General features: G+C 36.8%; 14 protein-coding genes. 4 read left to right on the top strand and 10 right to left on the bottom strand.

Features of this window, described 5'->3' with window-relative positions:
- Window positions 1–14: 14 nt before the first annotated feature.
- From B3297_RS05605 to B3297_RS05570, 8 genes are all read right to left on the bottom strand, one after another.
- On the bottom strand, window positions 15–569 hold the full coding sequence (locus tag B3297_RS05605; protein WP_286778560.1) for an RNA polymerase sigma factor: 555 nt from the start codon (window positions 567–569) through the stop codon (window positions 15–17).
- A gap of 297 nt (window positions 570–866) precedes the next feature.
- A complete protein-coding gene (locus B3297_RS05600) occupies window positions 867–2,450 on the bottom strand; it encodes a DUF3843 family protein (RefSeq protein WP_201639788.1) in 1,584 nt (527 codons plus the stop codon).
- A 162-nt stretch (window positions 2,451–2,612) separates the two neighbouring features.
- On the bottom strand, window positions 2,613–3,410 hold the full coding sequence (locus B3297_RS05595) for a tyrosine-protein phosphatase (protein WP_112374014.1): 798 nt from the start codon (window positions 3,408–3,410) through the stop codon (window positions 2,613–2,615).
- A 321-nt stretch (window positions 3,411–3,731) separates the two neighbouring features.
- A complete protein-coding gene (locus tag B3297_RS05590; protein ID WP_112374015.1) occupies window positions 3,732–6,134 on the bottom strand; it encodes a GumC family protein in 2,403 nt (800 codons plus the stop codon).
- A gap of 18 nt (window positions 6,135–6,152) precedes the next feature.
- Window positions 6,153–6,938 carry a polysaccharide biosynthesis/export family protein gene (locus B3297_RS05585; protein ID WP_112374016.1) on the bottom strand — a complete coding sequence of 262 codons (786 nt, stop codon included), beginning with the start codon at window positions 6,936–6,938 and terminating at the stop codon, window positions 6,153–6,155.
- A gap of 73 nt (window positions 6,939–7,011) precedes the next feature.
- Window positions 7,012–8,943: a polysaccharide biosynthesis protein gene (locus tag B3297_RS05580; RefSeq protein ID WP_286778559.1), complete on the bottom strand. Its 1,932-nt coding sequence runs from the start codon at window positions 8,941–8,943 to the stop codon at window positions 7,012–7,014.
- A 250-nt stretch (window positions 8,944–9,193) separates the two neighbouring features.
- Window positions 9,194–11,185 carry a hypothetical protein gene (locus B3297_RS05575; protein WP_286778558.1) on the bottom strand — a complete coding sequence of 664 codons (1,992 nt, stop codon included), beginning with the start codon at window positions 11,183–11,185 and terminating at the stop codon, window positions 9,194–9,196.
- Between the two features lie 91 nt (window positions 11,186–11,276).
- On the bottom strand, window positions 11,277–11,981 hold the full coding sequence (locus tag B3297_RS05570; RefSeq protein ID WP_070561817.1) for a hypothetical protein: 705 nt from the start codon (window positions 11,979–11,981) through the stop codon (window positions 11,277–11,279).
- A 426-nt stretch (window positions 11,982–12,407) separates the two neighbouring features.
- On the opposite strand from B3297_RS05570, the gene B3297_RS05565 reads away from it, so the two are divergent.
- Both B3297_RS05565 and B3297_RS05560 read left to right on the top strand, forming a co-directional pair.
- Window positions 12,408–14,012, top strand: a complete 1,605-nt coding sequence (locus B3297_RS05565) for a DNA/RNA non-specific endonuclease (protein ID WP_286778557.1) — start codon at window positions 12,408–12,410, stop codon at window positions 14,010–14,012.
- A 64-nt stretch (window positions 14,013–14,076) separates the two neighbouring features.
- A complete protein-coding gene (locus B3297_RS05560) occupies window positions 14,077–14,721 on the top strand; it encodes an HAD family hydrolase (protein WP_286778556.1) in 645 nt (214 codons plus the stop codon).
- Between the two features lie 135 nt (window positions 14,722–14,856).
- Here B3297_RS05560 and B3297_RS05555 read toward each other — a convergent pair whose 3' ends face one another.
- Complete coding sequence (locus B3297_RS05555; RefSeq protein ID WP_070561779.1) at window positions 14,857–15,063, bottom strand: hypothetical protein; 207 nt, start codon at window positions 15,061–15,063, stop codon at window positions 14,857–14,859.
- Between the two features lie 210 nt (window positions 15,064–15,273).
- Here B3297_RS05555 and B3297_RS05550 point away from each other — a divergent pair, with 210 nt between their 5' ends.
- On the top strand, window positions 15,274–15,552 hold the full coding sequence (locus B3297_RS05550; protein ID WP_070561781.1) for a DUF4342 domain-containing protein: 279 nt from the start codon (window positions 15,274–15,276) through the stop codon (window positions 15,550–15,552).
- A gap of 65 nt (window positions 15,553–15,617) precedes the next feature.
- Here B3297_RS05550 and B3297_RS05545 read toward each other — a convergent pair whose 3' ends face one another.
- Complete coding sequence (locus B3297_RS05545) at window positions 15,618–17,627, bottom strand: beta-N-acetylhexosaminidase (RefSeq protein ID WP_286778555.1); 2,010 nt, start codon at window positions 17,625–17,627, stop codon at window positions 15,618–15,620.
- Between the two features lie 411 nt (window positions 17,628–18,038).
- Here B3297_RS05545 and B3297_RS05540 point away from each other — a divergent pair, with 411 nt between their 5' ends.
- On the top strand, window positions 18,039–18,848 hold the full coding sequence (locus B3297_RS05540) for a hybrid sensor histidine kinase/response regulator (protein WP_312357103.1): 810 nt from the start codon (window positions 18,039–18,041) through the stop codon (window positions 18,846–18,848).
- The last annotated feature ends 599 nt before the right edge of the window (window positions 18,849–19,447 follow it).

Genomic DNA, 19,447 nt, shown 5'->3' with positions numbered 1-19,447 from the left:
AAGACGATGCGGCTCTAAAAAATATTTAAAAAAATCAACAGGGCTATTGAAATCTCAAAATGATCAATAATATATTGGCGAACAAACTTGTTGCCTTTAACTAATTGATCACGGACGGTATTAACGGAAATCCCAAGCCTATCTGCAATTTCCTGATTATCCAAAAACTCTTCTTTACTCAGAAGAAAAATTTCGAGTCGCGCTTTCGGGAGTTTTGAAATGGCCTCACGATAAACTCGCTCCAAATCTTTAAACCGAATAGCCTCCTCATTCGAATTGTCTACCAATTTGGTCTGGTCGATATCTGCAGTCTGAAATTGGAATCGAACCTTTTGTTTCCGTAATTCATCAAACACCAGATTTCGGGCAATCGTATAGAGGTAAGACTGCGGATTTTTATTGCCATCTAATTCCGCCCATTTTTTCCAAATTCGGGAGAATGTTTCCTGGACTAAATCTGCGGCAGCTGGTTCTTCTTTCAGATGTAAATAAGCATATTTGTACACTTTGTCCTTATACAACAAAAAGAAAGTTTTAAAATCCAGGGCATTATTATTTTCAATAGGCATTCTTTATCACATATAATTGATCCTACAAGTTTAGTGAGAATTTTTTAAAATATGCCCATGAAATGCGTAGGATGTGCGACATGTAAGCTCAAGCAAGAACAGCGGTAACAATTTAATTATAATGAATTTACATTAAATTAACACTAGTATCATGGGATATTCGATCAACAAAATAATGGCCATGAGAATGCACAATCTTATACCGCAAAGAATAGTTTGGCTTAAATACATAAAAAATTCCATGACATCTATGCCATGGAATTTTTTATGTATTTCTATTGATTACAATACTGCTTCCTATTTTAACAAAGGAAATGGCCCCAGGAAGTAAGTTCCTCGCTTATAGAAACGGAGAAAGAAATCAAGCACCGCATCGTTCACTGGAAAGAAGAACTGCTTATCCACCTCCGCCTTAAATAGATTAACATAGTACTTCGGCAACTCACTTGGGAAGAAATCTTCAACCAAAAGATTCAAAAAATACCGTGCATAAGGTACCTCACTTTGATCATCTTTCTGTACAAAGTTGTTATTCTTTAATGGAAAAAATTCCGCTATACCGCCAAAAACTTCTAAACCCGTTTTTGGATTAAAGAATACCGTAACTTGGGCATCTTCCGTAAGATCCAAATTTGATTCTGGAAGTGGAGATTCTTCTTTGCTCGGGTATTTTTGTTGATACTTCTTAAAGAAATCTGTTGCAAACTCCTTCACTTCTTTTCCTTCCATAAACGCAACAGCCGCCTTATGTTCTGACTGGAACAATTTGCCCATATCTTTCAGCTGCTTTTCCGTTTTCTTCAAACTCTTATCCTTACCATTCAAGGCCTCAATGCGATAAGTCATCTCATACTGCTCCGGTAAATCAAAATTTACCTCATCGGTATTCACAACGGTCATGATTCCAGAGAGATTCCAAGCATCTTTCCATGGCACAATTTCCATATAGAAAGATAAGGTTTCCGTAGGTTCAACAAATTGCTGTATAGAGTCCTTAAAGATTTTAAATGCTGTCTTTGTACCGATATGTTTTACATGCACATAAAGCTCGTCCGCTTTTACATATTCAAAAAAACTATTAATACGATTACCTAAAGTTTTGACAATACCATATAGCGCATGTTCTTTGCCAACCACCTCAGCTACAAATTCAGATGCCTTCAATGCAAACAGATGCAGTCTGTAATTATTGAAATGGTTATCTCGAACGCGATAGATCATCTGTTGTAACTGATTCTGATCGTGTTGATATCGCCCTATCTCCGCAACTTGCATCAAATGATTGAGATTGGTGTTATATTCACCCGCTGTCAGGTAATTTGTGGCAACAAGCTTTTCAATAAAATTACGGACTTCAAAATAGTTCGCCCCTTCGTCCAAAACATATTCTAGTTTTAACTTTTCATTTTCAGGAGCAACTTCATAATGTTCTTCCAAGATCGAATAGGCCAAATCTGTAACCAATTGGATCAAACGACCACGGGGATCAATAAATAAATGTGGATTACGTTCACTGAAAAATAACCAGGTCAATACAGCTATATCTTCACTATTAATATCCTCAGCATAATAATCCGTTAGGTCATTATCATTATAAAAAGGCAAAAGTTGATTGTATAGTTCTGTATGGATCGTTCTAAAAGCAGCAAAAATTCCTGTTTTCGCAATAACGTCTTCTAAGTAACACGTTAGATAGATACTCAATGTCTTTAAAGCATCGGTATGGATGAGATCATTTGTCTCTTGCTCCTCAAACCATAGTGTAGATAAACTATCATTGATTTCATTTGCAACGCGTAAGTAATAACTATCTATTTCGTTTGTTTTTTGATAAGTATGGTGTGCTATCCAGTCTTGAATAAAAATTCTGTTTCCTCTCATATGAAAAATGCTAAAACCAAAAGTAGCCAAATTTTCGAAATATCCATACGGGCAAAACACAAGATAGCAGAAATAGGACTCACTATTCGCCACTTTCCTTAACAACAAAATATATTAAGACGAATTAGACTAATTATTTTAGGAATAATAACTTCAAAACTACTAACCAGCAACGTTCACACTATCAAGTGTTAAGTGATCTTGAAGCGACGAGTTAATTATATTACAAGTTTTAAGTAAATCTCTAACAGGATATTTTGCAACGACCTCTTCCAATGCAACTAGATGGCGTTGGTGATGAGTATCTGTTCCGACAAAATCATACATACCCGATTTGATCATGGTTAATGCAGCAGATTTAACTTCAACACCGTAATAACGACTTATCGATAACAAATTTAATTGTAGCATACATCCTGCATCCTTAATCTGCTTATACATATTAAAATTATAATGATAATAGTTATAACGCTCCGGGTGAGCTAAAATTGGTTTATATCCCAAATTCTGAATATCAAGGATAGTTTTAAATAACGCTCTAGACTCTTGAAGATATGACATTTCAATAAGCACATAACCGCCCGGCATTACACACAACTCATTTGAACCGATTAATTTCTCAATCCCATCATCTACCATATGTTCAGCAGCATGAAATATCTCTGGAGAATTTGGTATCTTTTTCAATTCTTTGACCAACAAATCCTTTGATTTTTCAATTGTACTCAAAGTGTTAGGATGAACACCTTCTATTATATGCGGCGTACAGATAAATTTATCAAATCCCATTCTGTTTAAGCCTTTAATTAACTCTATCGACTGATCAACAGATTGACTTCCATCATCAATTCCTGGTAAAATATGGTTATGCATATCGACCTCTAGAAAGGCTAATTTTCCTACAACCTTTATCTTTGAATCCTTTTTCTTGCCCGTAAACAATTTTGACAATATCCCCATATACTAATCAAATAATTTTAAAGTAATTTAATAGAAACTACAAATATAACGGAAAACATAAACAAAACGCTACAGTTAAACATAATTTATTTAAAAAACCAATTCCTTTCTATAGAAAAAACTAAATTAATAGTTGTAACTAATTTTTGTAAAAGCTCAAAATATTACATTATAACCTTTTATTTACAGTTTATGCAGAAATGCTTTGAAACTGCTTTTCAAAAAAACTCCAAATTAATACAGCAAAAAGAGTACCAACAAAAAAGCACCAATACTAAATATTGATGCCTTTTAATAATTGATATAATATCTGATAACTAGCTACTTTTTAGCAGATTTAAATAAATTTCGAAGAAAGTCGAATCTTCTACTACTCTTATCTTCTCTCTCACCATAACCATAACCGTAGCCATAGCCATAGCCATAACCTCTGGCAAAATCGACATCATTAATTACAAAAGCCATATTTTTCAATTTACTTTGTTGATAAAGCTCTTTAGGCACTTGTAACAATCTTTTATCGAGATAATTTGCTCGTGACACATAAATAGTTAAGTCGGCATTATGGGCAATTAATACAGTATCAGTCACTAAGCTCACGGGAGCCGTATCAACCAAAACATAGTCATAATTTCTACGTCCGTACTCAATAACGTCGTCAAAATGACCGTTCATTAAAAGTTCCGCGGGATTTGGAGCGACATAACCCGAATAAATAATATCAAAATTGTAATTCCCAGGTTTCTTTATTACGATATTATCAAGTTCCATGTCGGGATTAATCATATACTGCGTGATACCTATATTGGTGTGTTGAAGGTGAGCAAGTCCCAAATAATCCAAAACTTTAGGACTTCGGATATCTGCACCGATCAGAAGTACCTTTTTCCCAGACATGGCAAGAATTTTCGCTAGATTAGTTGACACAAACGACTTCCCTTCTCCAGACGTTGTTGAAGTAATAAAAATAACTTTCGAATCATTTTTATTAGGTCCCAACATGAAGGACATATTTGTACGGAGTATTCGAAAAGCCTCGGCTAATGAAGAACGATCATTCTCCTGGATGATAGGATGCTCACTTCTAGGAATCTCTCCCAATATAGGAGCTTTTATAAGATCTTCAATATCCTTCCTAGACTGAATTTTGTTATCCAATAAAAACTTTAAATATAATATACCAAATGGCAAGATCACGCCAACAATTAAAGCTCCTAACAACACAATACTTTTCTTAGGAGATACTGGAATATTGGAGCCAAAGGCTTCATCAATAATCTTTAAATTGTCCGGTGTTGCTGCGGCCTTGATCTCATTCTCTTCTCTTTTTTGTAATAAAAAAAGATAAAGAGATTCGACAATCTGCTGCTCTCTTGAAATATCTTTAAATCCACGTTCTTGTTTAGGAAGATTACTCAATTTACCTTGTAACTCCGATTTCTTAGCTTGGGCAGAATTTAGGGCTAATTGTGTAACGTTTCGGTAATTATTTAATGACTTTATCACATTGTTATTCAAGACCCTAATATTATCATTGATATTTTTAATGACAGGATTATCAATAGTAGAAGACTTCAATAAATCATCTCTTTCTAATACCATCTTATTATACTCAGCAATTGTCTTTTCAATTGAAAGATCCTGAAGGCCGATATTTGTAGGCAAAAGTTCGGTATTGTTGGATTGCACATATTGCTTCATATAATCAACCAACTGAAGCTGAGTTCTTTGTTCTACAACTTTCTTATCTGATTCTGAAGCATTTTCAAGAAAAAGCTTCGCTTCAGATTCAACATCAATTAGACGATTCCCTTCTTTAAAACTTTCAGCTTTACTATCGACATGAGACAAATCCCCAGAAATTTTATCGAGTCGCTCGTTGATAAATTTAGACGTAGCCTTAGTAAGTTTATCTTTATCTTGAGTAAGATCTATATTATATTGATTAATTAATTCATTAATAATTTTAGAAGCCTGTAAGACTGAGGCAGAAGTAGTTGAAAAATTAATAATATAGGATTGCTTTTCTTGATTAGGAGTCACATTTATATCCTTCACTAGATTCTCTAATGCATTCAACCTAGGAAGAACTGTAATGTTTATACTTTTATTAATAAAAGACTGAATAATTGGAGTTTGAGGCAAAAGAATAATCTCACCTAAACTTGACTTAACTTTTGTTCCAAGAAGAATCTCTTTTGTATTCTTTCCAAATTCATCTTCGAGAATTACTTTTGTGGGAGAGAGTATATCAACACGAAATCGTCCTTTTATTGTATCTTGGTAAGATATATTTGAATTTACCAAAAAGAGGCGAATTGGGGATTCTTGTTGTGCTAACATTTCTTTCTTAAATCTACCTTCAGAATAAGAAATGTTCAAATTCAGCGTATCGACAACTTTTCCCGCCAATCTTCTAGATTTAAGAACATCAATCTGATCCATTACTTTAGCCGTATTACCAGTACTACCAGTGATAGATGCGAGATCCGCTAGGCCAGCCAACTCACCTTTACCTTCATTTTCATTTGGCAGCAGTATTTTAGCATCTACTTTATATTGTTTAGTTGCAAATTTAAGATAAAGAAATGCACTAAATAATACGATTGAAATAGACAAAACAAACCATTTCCAATAGTAAAAATATTGCTCAAAAAGGGCTTTTATATTTATTTGCTGGTCTTCTTGTGAATCAGAACTCAATTGAGATAAATTATCAGGCATAATAAAATTTGTAAATTTTTAACGTACAATAACAGAAATAACAGTGATAATCAAACCAACTACTGAGATCAACACATTCGTATTCTGACCATAATTAGCATTTCGAATTTGAGATTTATTTGGTTCAACATACACAACATCATTTTGTGCTAAATAATAAAAAGGGGAATTTAAAGCACCTTGTTTAGAAAGATCCACTCGATTAACCGTTTTTTGTCCATTTACCTCTCGTATGACCAAGACGTTATTTCTTACCCCTTTCATCGTCATATCTCCAGCCATACCTAAGGCCTCAAGCAATGTTATACGCTCATTTTGTAATGGAAATGAGCCCGGACGAGCCACCTCCCCAATCACCGTCACTTTGAAATTATTGAATGACATATTAACCCCTGGATCAACAATATATTTCTTTAATTCTCCCCGCAATTTATCCATCGCTTCCATTCTTGTCAAACCCTCCAAACGAATCTTACCTATTACAGGGAAATCAATCATACCCATTTGGTCGACGGTGTAAGTTGGCTTCATTGCCAAATCGGTACTAGTAGCACTATTCATTTGATAGGGGCTAACTTGATTAAATGGCATAGCAGCTTTCAAATCAGCAGCAGAAACAGTTATTGATAAAATATCATTAGGTTGTATACGTGGAATGTATTTTTCGTAATCATTAACAATATTTGTCGAGTCGGATTGGAGGTATATTATACTTTTTCGAGAGCCACATGATGTTAGCCCTAAAACTATGCTTGTTAGCAATAATAATTGAAAATAATGTTTAAACTTAAAATAAGTATGCATGAATAAAGTATTATTTGTATAATTCGTGGTAAAAATATCATTTTTTTATTGAATAATCATCTCAAGATTACAATTAGGTTGCTACTTGAACCCCATCACTATCAAAATCCAATACACTAAAATCTGAATTTTGGGATTTAAATTCTGGAACAATCTCTTTTAAAACTTTTACCAAGGACATTGCGTCCATTTTTTGCAATGAGGTCATAGTAACAAGTTCTTTCAATTTTTCACATTTAAATGTTAGATTTTCATGATTAATTTTTGCAATCATAATTTTAGGATGATGAGTTTCCAAGGTATTTTCACCATTTGCTAACAGCTCTTCAAAGATTTTTTCACCAGGTCTAAGTCCCACTATTTTGATATCAATATCCTCAGGATACCGATATCCTTTTAAACGAATCATCCGTTTAGCCAAATCCATAATTTTGACAGAGCTACCCATATCAAAAACAAATATCTCCCCGCCTTGGCCCATAACGGCAGCCTCCTGAACTAATTGACAAGCCTCCGGAATAGTCATAAAATAACGTGTAATATCAGGATGCGTAAGTGTAAGTGGACCTCCTTCAGACATTTGCTTCTCAAACAAAGGAATAACTGAACCATTTGAGCCTAATACATTTCCAAAACGTGTAATAACAAACGATGTATTACCCTTACCATAACAACTGCTGACATAAATCTCAGCAGCTCTCTTCGTTGCTCCCATCACATTTGTAGGATTTATCGCCTTATCAGTAGATATCATAACAAATTTTTTGACATTATACTTTAAGGAAAGGTCTGCAAGATTCTTAGAACCAACAACATTTGTCCAAATAGCTTCGTAAGGGTTATCTTCCATTAGAGGAACATGTTTGTAAGCAGCAGCGTGAAAAACGATATCAAAATTATACTGATTAAATAAATGATCTAAGAATACAAGATCCCTAACATCGCCAACAACACACTTTATTTTATCAGAATTATTCAGGTTCAATGATTGCTGCAAATCATAAAGTGGAGATTCGGCCTGGTCTAATAAAACCAGTTTTTTAAATCTTTGTTTTGCAATTTGACGAGAAAGTTCCCCCCCGATAGATCCTGCAGCGCCCGTTATCAGAATTACTTTATTCTCAGTCTCAGCTGTTATTGCAGGATTGTTCAATTTTATATTTTTCCTCCCTAATAAATCTTCTACTTTAAGAGGCCTAATTTCTCTCTTGATACCCGAATTTAACAATAAATGGGCCGGAGGCATAATTTTCAACTCAACTTTCAATTGCTGAAAAGCATCTGTTATTTTGGCCAATCTTTCGGGATCGTCATTTTCAACCGCTATAATAACATCAGAGATATCATTCCCTCGAATAAAATCTTTTGTTAAACTAGAAATATCGATTATAGGCAACCCCGCAATACGCTTCCCCACACGCGAGGCCTTATCTTCAACAAATGCGATAACTTGATATTTTGTCCTCTGATCTTCTTTCAGTAAAGAGAACGCAACCAAACCTGGTCTTGAAGCGCCAAAAATCAACACTTGCTTCATTTTTCTATTCCTCAGAAACAAACTTTCATATATTGTACGATAAAAAACTCTGGAGGCAACCAAAGAAACCATCGTAAAAAAGGTATGCATTAAAAGTACACCATATGATAATCTAAGAAAACCAAATATATTCTGATCTTCACCGAAGAAAACCCGAACTATCGCACTTAATAATGCCAAAATCATAAAAGCAAGCCAAGATGTTTTAAATATCTTAACAGCATCACTTAACCCTGTTTGCCTTACAATACCTTTGTAGGTTTGCATTATGACAAAACAGCTGAGATAAATCATTAATACGATAGGTGCTTTCCACATCATATCAAATATATCTAGACTTCCCTTAAAGCTATTAACAATAAAATTCGATAAGATATAGCAAAACAAAACTATACCCAAATCAAATATTAATACAACCCATCGTGGATTTTCTTTGCGAAGCCTTCTTCTTATATATGATAAATTCATAAAGATCAAATTTTCCTTGGATTACAAAACCGCCTCAGAATTATCAAAAAACAAACCAAAAAAGAAGGTTATCAATATTTTCTTTGAACCGAAAGCACATTGCATAAAACGAACAAATATACACCAAATTTAGAATTTGATGTATACTAAAAACGACACTTCGTAACTAATTATAGAATTTCATATACCTTTTATACTTTCATAACACATTTTTATAACAACAAAATAAATAATCCACTTTGGGGAGCCGCTACATTTTATTTAATTCCGCCAAAATTTGATCGAGTAAATAACTGATCGCACCATCACTGGTCTGCGGCAATCTTGTCGACATTTCAACCTCAGCACGGTTACCAACCACACCTTTGGAAGTAATTGCGGTACTGCCATATTGATTGAGTTGTGCCAGTGTTGTTTCCCATTGTTTATCCGGTGTAACCCCCATTTCCTTTAACATTGTCGGTAGCTTTTGTAGGTCAATAGCTGTTGACATCTTGTTTTGCTTCATCAGTTTTACAAAGTCTTTATTTCCGGGAGCATTCATCTTATTCTGACGGATATCATTTAGGGACAATGAGTCATTACTAACCATTACCAAATCTTCTTTCAAGAGAACATACATTGGAAAATCCTTGGCTTTCTGTTTTGAAAACGCATAAATGCCATCATAGACCTGCCCAACTTGCTTTGAAACAGCCATGTCCAAGCCTTTTTTTATCAGACGTTGATCCTTTGATGTGAACATCCAAATAAATACTGGAAGTGTTTCTTCCTTGGTCTTTTTCACTTCGATTGCATTGTAATCATCGTCGTAGGTGTAATCGATATAATCTTTTTTGAACTTACGAAGACCGTTAACAACCACGAGGTGGTCTCCTGGCATTACCTGGGCAATGGCCTTTTCATCTAGTGCTATTTCAAGAGCCATCAGTCCCCATTCGACAAGGTCCTGTTGAGGCCCCAATAAACCGCTATAATATTTTGCCATATAGGCAGGCATTTCTCTCAGATAAGCCTCCGAATTAATATTCACATTAAAAAAACCTAAGGTTTTATCCGTTAAATATTTACTGAACTTCGAATTAGGTTTTCGCGCATACATTCTTTTGGTCATCTCAGAAAGGGTGTTATCTAAACCCACAGATCCCTTTAATTTCAGCACATTCCCCTCTTGCACTAAATCCAATAGACCGTCTTGATAACCCGTCTTGAACTTATCCAGTTTAATTCCCATATAATAATAAGGAAGAGAGGTGGTATAAGGCAATAGACCACGGTACAGATCCTCTACATGAGGAACATACAATCGAATAAGCCCGAGATTCTTTAAAACCTTCTCCTGATCTGCAATTGACAAAGACTTATAACTCCCTGAAACCAAACGGGTAACTTCATTCAATAACCATTTATCACGTAAGCCGTTACGAATCGAATCGTTTTTCCGATTTTGATCTTCATAGGCCGTATAAAGCGAATCATAATAACCGGGATCATGCATGTCTGCCGCGTCAGCCGCTGCATCCGCAGCCGCAGCCGCAGCAATATCAACAACTGGTGGCAGTACTTCTGTAGCACCTACTATCGTAACAGGTTCCGCAGCTATAGCAACCGGTGGGGATACTGGCACCGCTAGATTTTCATCCGCATCCCAGACTACGGCAGCAGAGTCCATTGCGGCTACAGTTGTATCTGCCCAAGCATCTTCGTCATCAGCTGGACGCCCAACGTAATCCACCTTTTGGATTCCATAACGACTAGCAATCGAATCATTGTCCAAAAAGCTGGTATTTGTCGTTGCCGAAACAAATCGAGCGATAAGATCGTTGTATACTAACATACTCCCCGCCTTGAGGCCTATGCTCGTATAACCATTGGCAAATGCCTTGGGTTCACCCGCCTCATGAAGCAGTTTCTCAAATTGCCCCCTGTTGTTCAAAGAAAATATAAATTCCGTAAAACTGATACTATCGGTTTTCCTGGTATAAAAATAGGCCGTCTGGGATAAGTCTACTCCTAAATTTTTAATATCATTGCTCGCTGAGATTCCTGATTTTTCAAAAAAACCTGCTTTCTGAAGCAACTCGTTCAGTTTATTTGCATTTGCTTTCTGCATAATATCTTTCATATGGAAAGCTGCAATCATTTCTGCATCTTCAGGGATCTGTTTGATCAAGTCCTGTGCCTTTACACCCGTCCCAAAAGACAAACAGGCTAATCCTAGCAGTATAAATTTTGATTTCATTTTATAAATAATTTTTCAGCTACACCCAACCTACGCTATAGAAGCGCTTTCAGCAACTAAATATGGCCCTGGTTTCACCAATGTTATTAGGTTATTTTGTTAATGTGATTTTATTTGCCAAACTCGATTTACCATAGACCAAATCCATAAAAGGTAGCTTTAGCAAGACCCCTTTCTTATTTCCGGCAACCTTTCCCTGGCCGTTTGCCTGAGATGCTATCGATTTTTCAAAACGAATAATCTGCGTGTAGAATGCATCTGCAAACTGGGTCGTATTATCGCTTCCCAACTGATTGAATTTTGTCTTCCAGTCAGCAGAAGCCACAAATTTGCGTTCAAACACATTACTTTGCGCGTTATAATAATAGCGGTTTGAATTCGATATCTTCGTTTTAAATCGATTTGCCAATATATCTGAAAAGGCATTCAACGATTCTATCTGACTAAAGTCACATGAAATATTAACGATATAATTGGTAAAATCTGTGCTGTACTGCACATTAGAAATACCTTTAGTCTGCTTGAGCAGCTGAACAGCAGATCGAATCTCTTTCTCCATATCGGCTTGAGAAGGGATCTGTATGCCCTTGATACTTTTCATCTTCATTAAAGAAGCTACCTTGGTCTTGCTTTTACTTAAATTCAATGTCGCTGCAATATGCCCAGAACCATTCGTTTTTAAGTCGATCTGCTCAACAAAATCAAAACAGCTCGATAATGTCAACGCCATTACAACGGCACAGATCATCGTATAAAACCTTTTCAATTTTCCTTTCACTTTAAGTACTTCTTCCATTACAACGTTGTAACGATTAAAAATTTGTCAAATCAATATATGTTTTGACATGAACAGCAAACATTGTGCTATTTTTTTCCTATTGACAAATTTATTAAAAACGAGAATGCAGTTTACTACCTGATTTCAGGGAAAAATGAAGAAAACCAATGCAATGCTATTACTCCTTCACAAAGGAATTAAAACTGCTATCCTTAGCCCGACGCATCACGAGGACAAAAGCAATATTATTGTCTTAACAACTGTTTAAAAATGCTAAATATACATCCAATGAGATGCTAAAAAACCTGAATAGTCCCTAAAATATCTATCTCAAGATCAATTGAATACAAATCTTACAACCAGTAGCACTGAAAATATAGCTATAATGTATAGTCAACTTGCCTATTTTTGCCGTCACTTTATCAATATATACGAACTATTCATATGACGAACAAGAACACAGCAATCCCGGATCAAAATATATTCTGGATAGCTTACTTTATAATTGCATTGCTTACTTTTAGCTCTTGTCAGAAAACCGAATCTAGAATTGATCGAGCAGCGGTACAATTTACCTCCACCATTGTAGGCCAAATCAATACAAAAACGACAGGGACTTCTTGGGATAAAAATGATCAAATTGGTGTTTATATGTACAGAGCCGGCCAGTCTTTGGTAGCAACGTCGCTTATCAACCAAATCCAAAATCACCCCTTCACGTTTAACGGTTCGCTTTTTCAAAGTAGTAGCCCAGTCTTTCTACCTAATGAAAAAGTAGACTTTATCGCCTATTATCCTTACAAATCACTAGTAGACTTTCAATACCCCATCAATGTAAGTGATCAGTCCAATGTTGCAGCTTTAGACCTGATGTATGCAAGCAATGCCAAAAATATCGATAAAAGCAACAACACAATACCCCTTATTTTTGTACGACAGTTGAGCAGAATCAACATTAATCTATCCATTACCAATACAGCCGCATTGGAGACCAATCAGATTATAGTAAAAATGCCAGCGATAAGCATCCAAGGAGGATTCGATTTGACAACAGGAAAATTGGATGTTAATTCTACCGAGAAAAAGGATGTGCAAAAAAAGGTATCTGTAAATGCCAATAAAACCACTCGCATAGAGTTTGTGCTACTGCCCGGAGAAGATATCACAGGAAAAGCGATTAAATTTATTGCCACTAATGGTGAAACCTATACCTGGACAGTACCCCATAATCAGCAGTTAAAGAATTTAGTAGCGGGTAGCCAGTATAGTTTTAATATCAACATTGACAATGGAAAACTGACGGGAGAAATTGGTGATTCACAAGCTTATCTAGAAATACCCAAAATGAGTAATCTCAGTAGTGATGAGATATTTATACAACATTTTATGCCAGACGCAAGCGATAGTAGGAATTATGCAATGCTATATGATAAAAAGCTAAAAATGGCGTATTGGGTTGCATATCCCTTGTACAACAGCATTTTAGGCTCAGGCAACCGTACGGATGCCTGGGGTTACGACCCTGCTGTATCAACAGCATTTCAAGCCAATCTATTTAAGGGATTTCAACCAACAGGCTACGACAGAGGGCACCAGTTGCCAAGTGCAGACAGGAATTTCAATATCGCTCAAAATAAAACAACATTTTATTTTACCAACATGACAGCACAGGTTTCACGCCTTAACCAAGGGATTTGGGCAAACCTGGAAACGAAAGTCAGAACCTGGACCGCACAGTGTGACACGATGTATGTTGTAACTGGCGCAATACCTAAGACAAACTCTGATAACAGCCTCGATTTTGCGCAGGACAACGACGGAAAAGATATTGCGAAACCAAAATACTATTTCAAAGCCCTGGCAATGAAAAAAGGAAACGAATATTATACCATTGGTTATAAGATAGACAATGTCATCCCTCCCGCAGGAAGCACGTTCGAAAATTATAGGTTAACCGTAAGCGAGCTGGAAAAAATAACTGGATTCACTTTTTTCCCTGATCTAAATGATACGCAGAAAGGAAGTATAAATACCTCCATTTGGAAATAATTAGGTTCCTTTTAATCTCATCATTCCACTATGGTCCTATCTCAATTTTCACTAGATTTATCAGATGAAGCTTATTATATTTGATCTGGACGGAACACTGCTAGACACATTACAGGACCTCGGGGACAGCTGCAATGCTATTCTTGAACAATATGGATATCCAACCCATCCCCTTGTTGCTTATAAGAAATTTGTCGGCAACGGTGTCCAAAAACTTATCGAACGCGCATTACCGCAAGAAGCACGGACAGAAAATATCATCTCAACTTTACTCCGTGCCTTTAAAGTGTATTATGAACAAAAACCTGTATCGCATACACGACCCTACACAGGGATCATACCGCTACTACAAGAACTGAAATCATTAGGCTATCTCATCTCGGTAGCATCAAATAAATACCATGAAGCGGTGATACCTTTGATGGCCGAATACTTTCCCGATATTTCATTTGATCTCGTCCTGGGGCATCGAACAGGTCGCCCCGCCAAGCCTGATCCCGATATTGTCTTCGACAGTATCCAAACACTCGGTGTTAGCAAACAAGATTGCTTTTATGTAGGCGATTCATCCGTGGATATGGATACCGCCAATAATGCAGGGGTAACAGCTATTGGTGTTACTTGGGGCTTTCGGGAAGAGAGCGAGTTAAGACAACACGGTGCACAGCATATTATCCACCATCCACAGGAACTGTTGGAAATTCTATAAAAGAAAAGCGGGACCTAAATCAACACTGATTTAAGTCCCGTTTTTTTCTCGTTCACTCCCAATGGTCTCGAGTAGCGCTCATATACATTTGAAATGCCGATGAGATCGCGAAAAACTTCGCGCGAATGCCACGAATTACATTTTCTCATCCATGAGTTGATCACTCTGTCCTTTTGGCTTACCAAACTTCATTTTTACAACAAAAGCTTTATCTGCACTAAACGTTGCCGGAAGAACAATATCATAATATGTATTCTTATCAAGATCCAAACCAATGTGGGAACGTTTAAGAGCTAATGATTGACCATTTTGCAACAAGACAGCTTCTACCGGAATTACCACGATTCTATATAGTCCAACTTATTCAAAGACAAACAACACAACTATTCGGGACGATCAATATACTGTTTCTGTAAAAAAGTATTAACCGATAAAAGCGGGTCGTTTACCGAGATTGTCTCGAGATTGGCCTAATGCCCCTCTTCAGGGCCATATTTGCTTCCTATCTTTGAGTCATCAAATAAGAAATAAAAAAATTAAAAAATAAACATCATGGCAACTAAAACAACATTCAGCATCAACAGTAAAACAATTACTAAAGTTTTTCAAGATCTTTTTGATTCCTTCAAAAGCTCCCGTTTAAAAGTTTCCTCCAAGAATGGACAAGAATACTTAAATATCTCCTTGTTATTGGCTGTAATCATCGGAATTATTTTCCCTGTAGCTTTCATTGCATTGATTATTTTAAGTCTGATTGCACCGATTGAAATTGCAATCCTTCAAGAAGTAAAAGAAGAGCATGCTAATCAAAAGATGATTGAGCTCAAATAAATAAAGCTTCTATACCTTATAAAGAGCTAGGGCTTTCCAACGGTTGGATAGCCCTAGCTCTTCTCTTATTTCCTTTCTATCTTATCAAACGCTGTATTAGGAGACAAATTAAATGTAAAATTTCCTTTTGAATCCACACCGCCAACGCCTCTAACGCGGGCTTTGATTTCGTATTTCGATTGGGGATTATAATTCGTCACTGTAAAATTGTAGTAAAAAGGTTTGATCTTGTTGGTTCCCCTAAATTTATCCGCAAGCGCATGATGTCCATCCTCTGCAATGACCTGCCCGTCCTGTAGCAATTGTACGGCATCAATTTCCAGAAAATTCTTCCCCTCCACAAAGAAAAATCCAGCTTGCGCTCGTCCATTATCGTAAATCTTCCTGCTCACGTCAAAAGTTAGAAAACTATACGTTTCCTTGATATCATTAGGTCCCCATGATCCCGCAATATATCCCCCGGGACGATAATAATCAATACGCATGGAATCTAATCTTGGAAGATTGGCATCCAATCGATGGCTGAACGCTGAATAATCTTTTGCTGACTTAGCAGCCCATCCAATTTCAGCAACCGCAAGCAATCGCGGAAAATTCTGCACATTCAGGTCTTTAATATCCTGGGCCAACGCTGTCCACATATTTCCCTGAACACCGAGGACAAGCTGATCCTCAGCCGGACTAAGCCCTGCAGAAGGATCAAATTCATACACTCTTTTCAGCGAGTTTATCTGCGGATAGGCCAGGTCAGTCATAGTCCCATCATTCCGATCGGCCTGTGTAATATCAAAATAGAGATGCGATGCTGGTGTGGCCACGGCTTTAAACCCATCTTTGGTCGCTTCCTTGATCGCTTCTTCACCAAGCCAGCTCATAATCGCTGTACTCTTTGGTAAGTTTTCAGCATCGGCCAAAATATCATTCCACCCGATCGGTTTTTTCCCTTTCTGGACAATGATATCAGAAACGCGTTGAACGAAATAGCTCTGAAGGGCTTTGACATCCTTAATCTGGTGCTGCTTCATAAAATCCTGCACGTGAGCCTCTTTTTCCCACAAATCGTGACGAACCTCATCCCCTCCAAAATGAATATAACTACCTGGGAAGAGATCAGCGATTTCAGTGAACACATTATTTAAGAATTCATACGTAAACTCTTTTGTCGGATCCAATGTATTGGGGGTAAATTGATTTCCCCAATATCCCCAAGATGACACAAAAGGAAAGATGTGATTCGGGTAGGAATTTTTGTTTACCCCAAGTTCAGGATAGGCTAATATGGTTGGCCATGAATGTCCAGGAACATCAATCTCGGGCACAATCGTAATATTACGCTCTCGAGCATATTGAACAACTTCCTTGATCTGCTCCTGTGTATAAAATCCACTGCGTTCTGCAGGTTGCTTTTCTGTTCGATGAAATACCGTCGCATTTTCCATGGTCAATTTGGGATATTTCTTTATTTCGATCCTCCAGCCCTGGTCATCCGTCAAATGCCAATGGAACGTATTCATTTTGTATAATGCCATGACATCCAAATACTTTTTCACGGTTTTCACATCGAAGAATGTCCGGCTCACATCTTTCATATAACCGCGCCAATGATAGCGGGGATAATCTTTAATTTTCACAGCCGGAATATTCCAGCTTATTTCTTTGGTTGGGTTACTACCCTCGAAAGCTGTCGGTAAAAGTTGCCGCAGTGATTGCGTTGCATTGAAAAGCCCATGGGAGCTTTTTGCTGTCACGACCACTCCCCGATTGGAAACCTCAAGCTGATAGCCTTCATCATTAGGTGTTGTCAATTTAGAGTCTAGTCTAAATTCAATACTATTGCTCGCCTGTTTCTTTATGTTCAGGGGATAATGCGTTACTTTTCTCAGCTGCTCAACAAACAAAGACACATCTTTCGCATCGCAGTTCTTAAAAATTAAGGTAGTTTGTGGATTTAACAGAAACTGGCCCGCTCCCATATTGATTTCCTGAGGCTTGGGGATAATAGCAATCCCAGACTGCGCATGGAGCCCTTGCACAAATAAAAGGGATAACGGTACTGAACAGAGGAGTGTTTTCATTAAATTTAAGTTTTTATTTTTAAATAAACAGACAAAAAAAGACCGTTTATTGGTTTCGTTATGCAAAATAAAAAATAAAAAATGATCCTTCTACTCCAACTTTCAATCAAACGATTGTGTAAGATTTTCAAAAAGTAGCTCGTTGACTACAGGCACATCAATAGGATATCATTTTTTAGTATTAAATTTGACTTCCAGACAAAACAAAATAGGCTATAGTTAACTTTTTGGGGTGAAAGAACAATAACGTGAAAAACAGTAAAAAATTATTTATTATCAGGACAGTTTTAATTGCTTTTCTGATTCTTTCCTTGGTTTATATCGGTTCGATATTTACCTATCAATATATTGAGTACCAAAGGACCGAAGCCCGTTTAAATAAAGCATATAGTTCTAAAAATCAATTGACGAATCTTTTCTACGAAGCTCATTAGTTATATTGATATTGATCCCAACATCTCAATCAAAAGCGGAACATATCGTGTACGTCAGATTGTTTCCAATCTGCTGAGCAATGCGATTAAATATACAAATAAAGGTCAGATCGAGGTGAAAGCATTTATCAGCAGCGATCAGAGCTCCAAATTACATATAGTAGTTAAGGATACAGGAAAAGGTATCTCTGCAAAAGATCAAGGACATATTTTCGAACAATATTATATGACCGATCAAAAATCCAAGCATAGTTTCGGATTGGGCTTACATATATCTAAGCTTATGACCGAGCAACTAAACGTAACCTTAAGTGTTAGAAGCCAACAGGGTAAGGGATCCATATTTACATTAGTCGTTCCATTAACCGAAGAAATTAAATACATGAAACAAATAACGAGCTTAGACAAACTTTCAAAAAACTTACGTTTTGTTGTTGTTGACGATAACCCAATTAATAACTTATTTGTTAAACAGGCATTACTACATTTCTATGATGTAAAGATTTTCGAAGATTCCTCCACTGCAATCGCATACCTCGAAAAGAATAACGCTGACATTATCATTACTGATCTCAAAATGTTTGGCCCTACCGGTTGGGACATTTTGAATACTGTCAAAGACAGTAATCTTAAACAGGAATGGAACAGCAAGGTTATCGCCCTCACTTCAGACGAGTCACAAGTAACCGTACAAATTCCCGAGGGGCAGCTACATCAATTTGATGGCGTCATGACCAAGCCTCTGGACAAGGCTATCCTTGCTCAGCTTATAGCAAAGATTTTGTAAGCGTGCTAGTCAAAAACATTAGGGAAGGTNNACCTTCCCTAATGTTTTTGACTCCTACTCGAGTTTACTTGCGGTATTTAAGTAAAGACATTACTCTTCAATACCTGTGTAAAAAAAACTACCTGCCGTATCAAGATTCTTTACGGAATTGGATAGCCTTCCTATTCTTGCTTAACTCCATTTTTACAAACAAGGACCATATAATCCACCGCTAGCATAGGCAAAAGCTACAAACCTATTACGAAGCTGTTTATAGACAACATAAATAGCAATAAAGGCCGATGCCAATAGTACTAATTCAAAATTTCGCCATATTGTAGCTATCTCCCGCAAAGGGATGAAAAGAGTTTCTGAGGAATATCCGGTTATTCGGGAAGTGATGCAGCAGCTTCAGGTTTAAAGAAAAAGGCATTGGGTTTAAGTGAGATAGGAGCAATGTACCATTACCACTGAGCACAGTAACAGTTGTGGTTGCAGGACTGCTACCGTTTGCGGAACAGCTGCCGATGGGCAGGGCTCACCGACGGTCCCGTGCTGCGATAACCGATAGGCGGAGGATATGCCATAGCCTGTACATGGAAATACGGAAGTATTTAAAC

This window comes from Sphingobacterium sp. UBA3519 (assembly GCF_002377215.1).
GTDB classification, from domain to species: domain Bacteria; phylum Bacteroidota; class Bacteroidia; order Sphingobacteriales; family Sphingobacteriaceae; genus Sphingobacterium; species Sphingobacterium multivorum.
The sequence above is the reverse complement of the archived record's forward strand: the minus strand, read 5'-3'. Positions and strand labels throughout refer to the sequence as shown.